The 11,972-nt window shown below is 71.9% G+C and carries 9 protein-coding genes; 6 read left to right on the top strand and 3 right to left on the bottom strand.

Annotation, left to right across the window (positions count from 1 at the left end; genetic code table 11):
* Window positions 1-91: 91 nt before the first annotated feature.
* The 4 genes from FOF48_RS19130 (at window position 92) to FOF48_RS19115 (ending at window position 5,639) form a co-directional block, all read left to right on the top strand.
* Window positions 92-2,647, top strand: a complete 2,556-nt coding sequence (locus FOF48_RS19130) for a GAF domain-containing protein (RefSeq protein ID WP_161665106.1) — start codon at window positions 92-94, stop codon at window positions 2,645-2,647.
* A gap of 90 nt (window positions 2,648-2,737) precedes the next feature.
* Window positions 2,738-3,595: an OmpA family protein gene (locus FOF48_RS19125; RefSeq protein WP_143903702.1), complete on the top strand. Its 858-nt coding sequence runs from the start codon at window positions 2,738-2,740 to the stop codon at window positions 3,593-3,595.
* Window positions 3,596-3,669: 74 nt separating this feature from the next.
* Window positions 3,670-4,626, top strand: a complete 957-nt coding sequence (locus FOF48_RS19120; protein WP_143903700.1) for a hypothetical protein — start codon at window positions 3,670-3,672, stop codon at window positions 4,624-4,626.
* Window positions 4,627-4,787: 161 nt separating this feature from the next.
* Window positions 4,788-5,639, top strand: coding sequence for a hypothetical protein (locus tag FOF48_RS19115; protein ID WP_143903698.1), 852 nt, complete (start codon window positions 4,788-4,790; stop codon window positions 5,637-5,639).
* A gap of 72 nt (window positions 5,640-5,711) precedes the next feature.
* Here FOF48_RS19115 and FOF48_RS19110 read toward each other — a convergent pair whose 3' ends face one another.
* The 3 genes from FOF48_RS19110 to FOF48_RS19100 form a co-directional block, all read right to left on the bottom strand.
* A complete protein-coding gene (locus tag FOF48_RS19110) occupies window positions 5,712-6,404 on the bottom strand; it encodes an NTP transferase domain-containing protein (RefSeq protein ID WP_143903696.1) in 693 nt (230 codons plus the stop codon).
* 227 nt (window positions 6,405-6,631) lie between these two features.
* Window positions 6,632-6,940: a CBS domain-containing protein gene (locus FOF48_RS19105; protein WP_143903694.1), complete on the bottom strand. Its 309-nt coding sequence runs from the start codon at window positions 6,938-6,940 to the stop codon at window positions 6,632-6,634.
* A 105-nt stretch (window positions 6,941-7,045) separates the two neighbouring features.
* The gene (locus tag FOF48_RS19100) at window positions 7,046-7,582 is read right to left on the bottom strand and encodes a hypothetical protein (RefSeq protein ID WP_186001975.1); all 537 of its coding nucleotides are present in this window, start codon (window positions 7,580-7,582) and stop codon (window positions 7,046-7,048) included.
* Between the two features lie 202 nt (window positions 7,583-7,784).
* Here FOF48_RS19100 and FOF48_RS19095 point away from each other — a divergent pair, with 202 nt between their 5' ends.
* Window positions 7,785-10,694 carry a hypothetical protein gene (locus FOF48_RS19095; protein ID WP_143903692.1) on the top strand — a complete coding sequence of 970 codons (2,910 nt, stop codon included), beginning with the start codon at window positions 7,785-7,787 and terminating at the stop codon, window positions 10,692-10,694.
* Window positions 10,695-10,725: 31 nt separating this feature from the next.
* A complete protein-coding gene (locus tag FOF48_RS19090) occupies window positions 10,726-11,916 on the top strand; it encodes an OmpP1/FadL family transporter (protein WP_143903690.1) in 1,191 nt (396 codons plus the stop codon).
* The last annotated feature ends 56 nt before the right edge of the window (window positions 11,917-11,972 follow it).

Here is an 11,972-nt window from a genome sequence, read left to right as displayed (position 1 = left end):
CGCGCACCCACCGTACGGACTCCCGCGGGGGAAGGGGGCTCCGCGCCCAATGTCCGAGCCAACCGGCACCTTTCTGGGGGAGTCCACGCCCGTGCGACATGAGTGGTTGCGCACGGTGCTGCAGCTGCTGCCCGTGGGGGTGATCATCGCGGACACGGGCGGCCGGCTGCTCGCGGCCAACGCCGCCGCGGATGCCCTGTGGGGCGCGGACGCGTTGGCGGAGATGAACCTGGAGCGCTACGGCCTCTTCGAGGCGTACTGGCCCGGCACGGGCAAGCGGCTGAGCGGCGAGGAGTGGGCCCTGGCCCGCACCCTGCGCACCCGGCAGACCGTCTCCAACGAGGAGGTGGACATCGTCGGACGCGACGCCACCCGGCACACCATCCTCAACTCCGCGGCGCCGCTGTACTCCGTGGAGGGCGACCTGGTGGGCGCGGTGAACATCAACGTGGACATCACGGAGCGCAAGGCCACCGAGCGCGCGGAGTTCTTCGTCAGCGAAGCGAGCCGGCTGCTCGCCGAGTCCCTGGACTGGGAGACGACGCTCAAGGCCGTGGGCCGCCTGGCCACGGTGGAGTGGGCCGACTACTGCATGGTGGACGTGCTGGACGGCGACGGCGACCTGCACCGGCTCGCGGTCAGCGCCAGGGACCCGCGGCGCCAGGAGCTGCTGGAGCGGCTGATGCCCTTCGCCCCGCGGACGGACTCGGACACGCCGCTGGCGCGCGTGTTCGCGCGGGGCAAGCCCGTGCTGGTGGCGGACGTCACCTCCCGGTGGCTGGACCGGGTGGCCCTTTCGGCCGAGCACCGCGCGCTGCTGGAGCAGCTGGGGCCGCGCTCCACCATGCTGCTGCCCCTGGCGGTGGGGCAGCGCCGCTTCGGCCTCATCAACCTGGTCTCCGTGTCCCCCGCGCGGCGCTACACCCGGCGGGACCTGGGGTACGCCACGGAGTTCGCGCGCCGGGCGGCGCTGGCGGTGGAGAGCGCCCGGCTGTACCGCGAGGCGAAGGTGGCCCTGCGCGAGCGCGACGCGTCGGCGGCCATGCTGGAGTCCTTCTTCGCCGCGTCGCCGGTGGGCATGGGCTTCGTGGACCAGGACCTGCGCTACGTGCGGCTCAACAAGGTCATCGCGGCGAACAACGGCATCCCCCTGGAGGAGCACCTGGGCCGCACGCCGCGCGAGCTGATGGGCGAAGCGGGAAACCCCATCCAGGATCTGCTGCGCCGGGTGCTGACCTCGGAGGTGGCCGTGGTGGACGACCGGGTGGAGTACGTCGCGGGCCCGGAGCCGCGCACCTTCCTGGCCACGTACTTCCCCGTGCGCACCCGCCGCGAGCTGCTGGGCGTGGGCGGCGTGGTGCGCGAAATCACCGACCAGCGCCGCATGGAGGACCACCTGCGCTTCCTCACGGACGCCACCACGCGGCTGGCCACGTCGCTGGACTGGCGCACCACCGTGCGCAACGTCGCGGAGCTGGTGGTGGCGCAGCTGGCGGACTACTGCCTGGTGGACATGCTGGGGGAGGACGGCGAGCACCTGGAGCGCGTGGAGCGCCGCGCCCGGGGCGACGCCCTCCAGGCCCAGCTGGAGAAGTCGATGCCCTTCGCGCCGCCTCCCGGCAGCAACACGCTCCTGCGCCAGGTGCTGGAGACGGGCCGCTCGGCGCTGGTGGCGGAGGTGGATGAGGCCGCGGTGCGGGCCTTCGCCCTGGACGAGGAGCACCGGGACATCGTGGAGAAGTTGATGCCGCGCTCGGTGATGGTCGTCCCGCTGGTGGCGCGCGGGCGGACGCTGGGCATCGTGAGCGCCGCGACGTGCTCCCCCACGCGGCGCTTCAACACGCGCGACCTGTCCCAACTGGAGGACCTGGCCTGGAGGGCCGCGCTCGCGGTGGACAACGCCCGGCTGTACCGGCAGGCGGAGCAGGCCGTGGCCGCGCGCGACGAGTTCGTGGCGGTGGCGACGCACGAGCTGCGCACGCCCCTGTCCGCGCTGCACCTGCAGCTGTCGTCCCTGCAGCGCACGCTGGACAAGGTGCCGATGGAGGAGTCGGAGCGGCTGGGCCAGGGGCTCGCGGGCGCGCTGCGCCAGGCGGACCGGCTGACGCGGCTGGTGACGCACCTGTTCGACGTGGCGCGGCTGGGCACCGGGCAGATGTCGCTGGAGCTGGGCGCGGTGGAGCTGTCCGCGCTGGTGCACGCGCTGGTGGCGCGGATGGAGGACGCGCTGGCCACCGCGGGCTGCGTGGCGGTGGTGCACGCGGACGCGCCGGTGGTGGCCCAGGCGGACCGGCCGCGCGTGGAGCAGGTGCTGATGAACCTGCTCACCAACGCGATGAAGTACGCGCCGGGCCTGCCGGTGGAGCTGTACGTGGAGCGCGACGGGGACATGGCCGTCATCGCCGTGCGGGACTGGGGCCCTGGCATTCCTCCGGAGGCCCGCGAGCGCATCTTCGAGCGCTTCACCCGCGCCACCGGCGCGCACGCGCGCGCGAGCCTGGGCCTGGGCCTCTACATCTCCCGGCAGCTCGCCCGCGCGCACGGAGGCGAGCTGTCCGTGGAGCCGACGATGGAGGAAGGCCCCGGCTCGCGCTTCGTGCTGCGACTGCCCCTGTGGAAGAAACCGTCCGGAGCGGCCCCGGCCTGACGCGGTGGGGCCACGCGGCGGGCCCTCCGGGGGTGTCGCACGGCGCCCACCTTGCCGCCCACCCCCGGGGCACCGCTAGCCTCGCGGGCCATGGACGACGCGCGGACCGAAGCAGCGCGGAGACGCTGGCGGTGGCTGCCCTGGGGGCTGCTCGCCGTCGCGGTGGCACTGGCCTCCACGGGCGCGTGGCTGGGCTCGCGCTCGCTCCAGGCGCTGGAGGCCCGGAGCGCGCAGCTGGAGCGCGAAGCCTCCGAGTCCGAGGCCCACGTCGCGCAACTGCAGACGCTGCGGCAGGCCATGGAGCGCAGGCTGCGCGCGCTGGAGCGCCAGCAGCAGGCCCAGGAGTGGGGCGGCGCCGCGGCGGAGCTCCAGGCCCGGAGCGCGGAGGCCCAGCACACGCGGCGCGAGGCGGCGCTGGCGGCCCTGGGCGCGACATGGAAGGACGCGCTCAAGGATGGGGACGTGTCCCTGGACCTGGAGGATGACGCCCTGCGCGTGGAGCTGTCCGAGCGGCTCCTCTTCGCGCCCGCCAGCACGGAGCTCACCCCCGAGGGTGCCCGGTGGCTGAAGCAGTCCGCGGGCGTGCTCCAGGGCCTCCTCGCCGACCACCGCGTGGCGGTGGAGTCCCACACCGACGAGGTGCTCCCCACCGCGCCCGCCTCCACCGCGTGGGAGCTGTCCGCCGCGAGGGCCGTGGCGGTGGTGCGCCACCTGGGCGAGCGCGAAGGGCTGGCCCCGGAGCGCCTGAGCGCCACGGGCCACGCCGCGTACCGGCCGCTCGTCCCCAACGACAGCCCGCCCCACCGCGCCAGCAACCGGCGCGTCACGCTGAGGGTGTCACCCACGCCGGTGACGCCGGAGGGCGCGGCCGTGGCCCGCACTGAACCGCCGTCGAGGCCCACCCAACGCCTCGCGAAGGCCAAGGGGAAGAAGACGGCCCGCCGCTGAAGGCGCGGGTGTTTTGAATAGAACCACGGGTCCGCACGTCGGCCGGAGGGTCCGCCCCTGCCCTGGAGCCACCCGTGCCTTCCTTTTCCCCTGCGCTGCGCGCCGGAGTCGCCGTGGGCCTGCTGTTGGCCGCCCCCGCCGCGGAGGCCCGCTTCGGCAAGAAGTCGCCGGACAGCTCCGACAACAAGAAGGACGACGACACGGGCTCGCGAGTCCACGCCGCGACGCCCATCCAGCCCGACCGCCCCCACGAGGCCTCCGCGTACACTCCGCCACCGCCGCCGGACAACGATGACGACTGCTGCGACGTCCCGTCGTCGTCGTACGTGTCGCCGGGCTACAGCGAAGCAAGCTACAGCGAGGCGGGCTACAGCGAGGCGCGCGCGGCGAACTACAGCGAGGCGAGCTACAGCGAGGCGCGCGCGGCGGGCTCGGAGCTGGCCGCGGACCTGTGGGTCACCCGCGCCGCGGCGACGCGCGCGCGCATGGCGGTGGAGCGCGCGCGGTCCACCCCGCTGCTCGACGTGCGCCTGGGCCTCAACGTCGGCGCCATGGGCGGTGGCTCCGCCGGGGACCTCTTCCTGGGCATCGAGGGACAATCGCTGGGCTTCGACGTCCAGGGCACGCAGCTGACGCTGCCCACCGACGACGGCACGCCGGGCACGGACATCATCCGTCTGGGCTCCGCGCACCTCACCTGGGCCGTCCTCTCCACGGACCGCCTGCGCTGGCGACTGGAGGGTGGCCTCACCACCGCCAGCGCACCGGACCTCTCCCTCACGGCCCCAAGCTTCGCCACCTCCGTCGAGGCCTGCGTGGCGGGCCCGCTGGACGTGGAGGCGCGCGCGCAGGGCACGTTCGGCCCCTACCGGCAGCTGGACGTGAGCGCGGGCGTGGCGCTGCACCTGGGCCCCCTCATGCTGCGCGGCGGCTGGCGCGGGCTCATCCTGGACGACGCGGGCCTCGTGGATGGCGTGCAGCACGTGGACCGCTTCATGGGCCCCTACGGCGGCGCGGGCTTCGCCTTCTAGGGCCAGCCCCTGTCCGGGGGCCCACATGCCCCCTTCCGGACACCCCTCCCCTCCTCGAGGCCCCTGGTGTCCCACGGGGTGATGGCGGTTGAATATTCCGGGCGAGCAGGCGTCCAGATGCCGCGGCCCATCCCGTGGGCCCGTGAAGAGGAGGGGTCGCCGTGGGGTTCTGGAAGACGCTGTGTGTCGCGCTCTCTGTCGGTGTCCTGCTGGGGGCGGGGCCCGCCGAGGCTCGCTTCGGCAAGCGCTCGAAGCCGAACGCCTCCGACTCGAAGTCCTCGGACTCCCAGGACAAGGACGACGGCGGGAATGAACACCGCGCCACCCCGGTGGGCCGCCCCTCGGACGCGCCGCTGCGCTCCAACGTGCGCGCCGCCAGCGTGGGCGTGGGGGTGGGCTGGTTCGACTTCCTCTTCCTGGGCTCGCCGGGCGGCGGCTACCACCGGCGCGCGCGCGCCGCGACGGCGCCCCGGGGCCGTGAGCCGCGGCCCGCCCCGCTGGTGCACCTGAACGTGCAGGGCGACAGCTTCGGTGAGACTGGCGGCGCGCTGGGCCTCTACATGGCGCTGGACGGCCAGCGCTGGGGCATGGACGCGCGCGTCACCGGCATCGCGCTGGAGTCGGATGACGGTTCCCGGCTCGACGACCGGCTGACGCTGCTGGACGCGCACCTGACGCTCTCCCCGTGGTCCTCCGAGCGCGGCCGCTTCCGGCTGGAGGGCGGCCTCGCCAGCGCGCACACCCCGGACGCCATCTTCGTGGGCCCCAGCTTCGCCGCCTCGCTGGAGGCGTGCATCGGCCCGTCGCCCTTCGACGTGGAGGCGCGCATCCAGGTGGTGCCCTTCCCGCACCGCCAGGTGGACATGCAGGCCGGGCTCGCCATGCACCTGGGCGTCCTCAACCTGCGCGGCGGCTGGCGCACGCTGTACCTCAATGACGCCGGCCGCCTGGACGGCGTCGTGCACTCGGACCTCTTCTCCGGCCCCTACCTGGGTCTGGGCTTCACGTTCTGAAGGCTGAAAGGCTGAAGAAAAGACTCCCGGTGTCCTGGCGCGCCGCGCGGACCCGGGAGCTGGAGCGCCGGGCTACTGCTCGTCCGACGACGCCCCGTACGCGACCGCCGGGCTCTCCGTCCCGGAGCCATTGGACACGCCGGAACGCTTGACGCGCCGCTTGGGCGGCGGGGCCAGCTTCGGATCCGACGAGAAGAGCGACCGGTAGATGGCCGGCGTGTTGATGTTGACGATGACGCCCGGGTCCTTCATGGGCATGCGGCGCGGGTTGAGCGCGCGAAGCGCCACGTTCAGGTCGTCCCCTTCGGCCTGGAGCAGCTTCTGCGCGGCGCCGCGCGAGAGCACCACCGGCCAGCCCATGGCGTTCTCATACTCCGGCCGCAGGGCCACGACGCCGTCGGTGCCGCCCCGCTCCATCTCCTTGAGCATCGACTTGACGGTCTTGTCGCGCAGCGCGGGCATGTCCACCGGGTGCAGCAGCACCACGTCCGCGTCCTCGGCCAGGGCCGCCTCCAGCCCCGCCTTCACCGACGACAGCAGGCTCTTCTCCCAATCCTTGCTCGTCACCAACTCCAGGCTGGGGTGCTGTTCGCGAACCTCCGCCTCGTTGTAGCCCACCACGCCCAACACCCCGCCCCCCGCCTTCCCGAAGGTGGACGCCAGCGACTGAAGGAAGCTCTTGCCCCCTTCATGCTCGATGAGCGCCTTGGGGTGGGCCATCGACTGGGCCTTGCCCGCCGCCAGGATGATCGCCACTGCCTTCATGACCCGCCTCCTTGCCCTCGACGAAAAGCCGGGGGCACCGCCAACAGGCTGTTGACCTCCTTCCGGGATTGCAGCCCGCCCGCCAGTACGAGTCGTCAGACAGCCGCCAGCCACACGCACAGGTGTTGGCTGTTGGCCCTTCGCGCAAGCGGGGATGTCCACCACCGTTCAGCCAGCCGGCCCACCGGACCTCCCCTCCCCGAAGGCCAGTGGCGCCAACCCGCCCTTCAGTGCAGCCAGCCGCTCGAGGCCGCCAGCCGCGGGGGCGCCGCGGTGTCCACGGTGTTTTCTTCCGGCGCCGCCAGCGCCTTGACGGTCAGAATTTCAGCCAGCCGCGCCAGCGGGCGGCGGCGGGCCACGCGGTGCAGTTCGTCCTCCGTGACCTCGCCCAGCAGGTCGCCCCCATCCCCCTCCACCACGGGCAGCACCTGCACCCCGTGGCGATACATCTGTTGGAGCGCCGCCAGGACGGTGTCCTCCGGGAACAGCGTGATGGCGCGGGTGAGGAGGTTCTGGAACTCAGGGGTGCGGCACATCGACACGTGAGGCCTCCGGTGCTCGGCGTTCGGGCGCCGTGTGCCCCGTGGCCTTAGCAATCCGCTTGCCGACGTCCCGCGAGCCCCGCGGATCCGCTTGCCGGCCTACGGCTTCGCCACGGGCTTCACCGACTCCACCATCTTGCGGAAGCCCTTCTCCGCGCCGTTGACCGTCTTCTCCGGCCCGGTGAGCTTGTAGAAGACCGCGCCCTCCGGGCCCTCCACGATGGCGCCGCGCAGCTTGAAGTTCGGCTTGGGCGCGGAGGGTCCCATCATCGGACCGCCCCCCGCGTACGTGCCCTTCACCTCCACCGTGGTGACGGGCATGCCGTTCACCTTCTCCTGCTTCGTCTTCGCGTCCTTGTCGTCCAGGGGCTTGCCGTCGGGCTTCTGGAACTGCGCTACCCAGCGCTTCACGTTCGCGTCCACCGCGCCGCCCTGGCCCTGCCCGAAGTAGAAGATGGCCAGCTCCGCGTCCTCCGCGTCGCCCTTCGCCGCGGGCACCTTGTACGTCGCCGCGCGCATGGGCCGCGCGGGCTGGACGGCCCACTCCGCGGGCGCGCTCCACGTCAGGCCTCCGGCCTCCTCCGCGCTCGCGCCCATCGCCACCGTCATCGCCAACACCAGCATCAGTCGTTTCATGGGCTGGCAGCGTAACCGCGTTCCCGCGGGCGTCACGCGCCCCTCCCGCACGCACCCAGCGAGACGTCCACCCGCACGCGTGAGACGCCACCCCATACCTGACTCATTGCGTCAAGCCCCTCTCTCTTTGTGCCCGGAAGATGGCGTGCTACTCACTGCATTGTTTCCAGCAGTTCACCTTGGGCTGGAGGGGAATCCCACCATGAAGAAATCGCTGTTCCTCGGGGCCATGGCCCTGGGAGCCGTTGCCTGCACGCCGGAGATCGCGCAGGACGCTCCGAATACGAACGTCGGCCTCGCGGAGTTCGATCCCACGGGCACCCCCGCTGTCGTCCCCTCTCCCAACGACCTGGCCATCAATCCGGTCACGAAGCTGGTGGCGGCGCCCATCAACCCGCAGGCGTCCGCCGCGGAGCAGGAGTTCACGCGCGACTACCTGAACACGCTCAACGGCTTCCCGACGTCCGCCATCGCGTCGACCAAGGTGAAGGACCTGGACGCGTTCACGGTGAACGCGCACACGGTCGTCTTCATGGACGTGTACGCGGGCACGCCGCTGGCGAAGCCGGTCACGCCGACGATCGCGTACAACGAGGACACGGACCTCATCAACATCATCCCCCCGGTGGATCCGAACACGGGCCTGCCGGCGTGGCCGAAGGGCGGCCGCTACGCGGTGGCGCTCATCGGCGGTGAGAACGGCCTGAAGACGACCGGGGGCTTCCCGGTCATCGGGTCGGCCACGTGGGCCTTCGCCAGCTCCGCGAAGCCGCTGGTCACCTGTGAGGACCTGACCGCGCCGGACTGCGCGCCGGCCACGGAGATCATCCCCTCCACGCAGACGGACCCCGCCAAGCGCCTGGCCGACCAGACCGCCAGCGCCCTGCGGCTGGAGCAGCTGCGCCGCGGCTACGCGCCCATCATCGAGGGCCTGGTCGCCAAGGGCGTCAAGCGCGAGGACGTCGTCCTCGTGTGGACCTTCAGCGTGCTGAACCAGCCGGAGGCCACCATCAACCTGGCGGCCACGCCGCGGGTTCCCACCATCATCCCCTTCCCCAACGACCTGCTGCGCGTGCCGGCCACCGGCACCACGGCGGCGCACCTGAACTTCCCCGTCCCGGCGGAAGCGGGCCTGCAGCGGGACCTCTTCCAGGGCCTCAACACCCTGGACGGCTTCTCCACCACGGGCGCCATCGTGTCGGAGAACGGCGATGCGCAGGGCGTGCTGGACGGCACGATGTACCGCACGCCGGCGGATCCCCCGGCGCCCAAGCTGGACCCGTCCACCCTGGCCACGGGCGTGAAGTTCCTCAAGCTGTCCAACCTGGACAAGGGCACCAAGCCGGACGTGGCCACCTGTCTGGTGAACAACACCGGTGACTGCGGCACCAGCGTGGGCACCGCGGGCGTCGTCGCCGTGCCGCAGCAGCTGCAGATCGTCCCGAAGGCGCCGCTCGATGGCGCCACCCAGTACGGCGCCGTGATGACCACGGACCTGAAGGACACCCAGGGCCGCAACGTCGCCCCGGCCACGGCGTTCGCGCTGATGCGTCTGGCGAACCCGGTGTTCGCCAACGGCAAGAGCCAGATCTCCTCCGTCCCGGACTCGCTCGCGCAGGCGCTGGAGCCGGTGCGCGCGGCCTACAAGCCGTACTTCGACGGGCTGGCCGCCGCGGGCATCCCGCGCTCGAAGATCGCCCTGGGCTGGTCGTTCACCACCCAGAGCACCACGTCCATCCTGCAGCAGCTGTACGCGCTGCCCACGGCGTACTCGACGCCCACGGCGCCGAACTACGTGGTGCCCGCCACCACGCAGGTGAAGCAGGTGATGACCGCCTCCGGCCTGCCGTCCGACAACATCGGCGCGGTCTTCGAGGTTCAGGCCAACACGCCGTTCCTGCTCACGGGCCCCAGCGACACGCTGAACCCGGCCGAGCCGCGCCCCACGCGCTACCCGTTCATGCTGTTCGTGCCCGCCACGGCGGCGCCCGCCACGGGCTGGCCGGTGCTGGTGTTCGGCCACGGCCTGACCAGCAACCGCACCGCGGTGCTGGGCGTCGCCAACAAGCTGACGGGCGCGGGCTACGCGGTCGTCGCGATGGACGCCGTCTACCACGGCGAGCGCTCCAGCTGCGTGGGCTCCGCGTCGGTGGCCGGCGGCTCCGATGACGGCGCGTGCGCCAGCCCCCAGACGCAGCGCTGCGAGACCAACCCCGGGAGCGCGTCCTACGGCCGCTGCGTGGCGCGCGTGGAAGCGTCCCGCGCGGACTGCAGCGCCGCGGTGCGCGGCCAGGTGCCGGGCGACGTGTTCTGCTCCACCATCACGTCCCCGTCGCAGGGCCGCTGCATGGCGGACAACAAGTGCGAGGGCGCGGACTTCCTCCGCAACAGCACGGGCGTCCCGGCCATCTCCGGCTGGAACTTCCTCAACCTGGGCAACCTGTTCACCACGCGCGACAACTTCCGTCACCACGTGGTGGACTTCGGCCAGTTCCTGCGCGTCCTGAGCAGCGCGGAGCTGTCCGCGGCCGTGGGCAAGCTGGACGCCAGCCAGGTGGACTACGTGGGCCAGAGCCTGGGCGGCATCATGGGCACCATGTCCACCGCCGTGTCGCCGCGCGTGCGCCGCTCGGTGCTCAACGTGGCCGGTGGCAACCTGGCGGGCGTGCTGCTGACCGCGCCGGCCTTCGCGGCCCAGAAGACGGCGTTCCTCGCGCAGCTCGCCTCGGCGGGCGTCACCCCGGGCTCCCCGGGCTTCGACACCTTCATCAGCCTGGCGAACACCATCCTGGACCCGGCGGACGCGCGCAACTACGCGTACCTGCTGGAGAACAACTCGGCGGCCGGCACGAACCCCGCCGTGCACCGCGCGTTCATCCAGTACATCGAAGGCGACGAGGTCATCCCGAACCCGAACACGCTGGCGCTCATCGCGTCCGCCAACCGCGCCGACGCGCCGCGCACGGTGGCGTCGTACATGTTCAAGTTCGACACCATCCCCGCGTCCGCCCGCCACGCGTTCCTCAACAACCCCGCCATCCCGGAGGCCGTGCGCAACGCGGCCCAGGACCAGATCATCGGCTTCCTGCAGACCGGCGCCGTGGCGCAGTAACCCGGACCACTGAGAGAGGAATCAAACACCCATGAAAAAGACACTCTCCCTCGTGGCGATGCTGGCGGCCGGTACGAGCCAGGCCGCGGGCTTCCAGATTGACACCCAGAGCGCCCGCGCCACCGGCGTTGGCGGGGCCACCACGGCCTGGCTGGAGGACTCCTCCGCCATCTATTACAACGCGGCCAACATCGTCGGCGTGAAGAAGCTGGACATCACGCTGGGCGACACGGGCATCCTGCCGAGCATCACGTTCCAGCGGCCGGGCATGGAGCAGGAAGGGCAGAAGACGACCCTGTCTCCGCCGCCGCACGTGTTCGTGGTGTACAAGCCCTTCGAGCGGGCGGCGTTCGGCGTGGGCGTGTACACGCCCTTCGGCGCGCGCAGCCGCTGGGAAGACGGCTTCAGCGGCCGCTTCCGCGGCTTCGAGTCCTCGCTGGCGACGTACAACATCAACCCGACGTTCGCGTATGAGCTGCACCCGCGCTTCCGCTTCGGCGCGGGTCTGGACATCACGCGGGCCACCATCGAGCTGACGCGCGGCCTGGACTTCGTCAACAGCGAGGGTGCCATCCACCTGGGCGGCGCGGACTGGGGCTCCGGCTTCAACGTCGGCGTGCAGGCCCGGGTGCTGGACAACCTGAGCATGGGCCTGCACTACCGCAGCTCCATCGACATCGCGTTCAAGGGCAAGGCGGACTTCCAGAACGTGCCGGCGGAGTTCCAGAGCCGCCTGAAGGACCAGTCCGCGAGCGCGAACCTGGTCCTGCCGTCCATGGTGACGGCGGGCCTCGCGTTCCAGCCCATCGACCGGCTGAACGTCTCGTTCGACGCGAGCTGGGTGGACTGGTCCTCCTTCGCGGAGCTGGCCATCCGCTTCGAGGACTCCTCCATCGACAACCCGCTGCCCAAGCGCTGGCACGCGAAGTGGAAGTACTCCCTGGGCGCCGAGTACGGCGTCACGGATGCGCTCCAGGCGCGCGTGGGCTTCGTGTACGACCCGTCGCCCAGCCCCAACAACACGCTGACGCCGGACCTGCCGGACGCCAACCGCATCAAGGCGACGCTGGGCCTGGGCTACCAGTTCCGGCCGTTCCGCGCGGACCTGGGCTACCAGTTCGTCGCGCTGGCGGACAAGGAGAGCAGCGCCCCGGGCATGCCCGGCACGTACGCCGGCACGGCGCACGTGTTCGGCCTGACGCTGGGCTTCTCGCCGGAGTAGTCGGAAGTCCATCCTGAAGCACCCTGGCGCCCGGCTCCTTCCCCACGTGGAAGGGC

Source organism: Corallococcus sp. Z5C101001, assembly GCF_007352635.1.
In the GTDB taxonomy this organism is placed as follows: domain Bacteria; phylum Myxococcota; class Myxococcia; order Myxococcales; family Myxococcaceae; genus Corallococcus; species Corallococcus silvisoli.
This window is presented reverse-complemented; position numbering and strand designations above follow the sequence as displayed.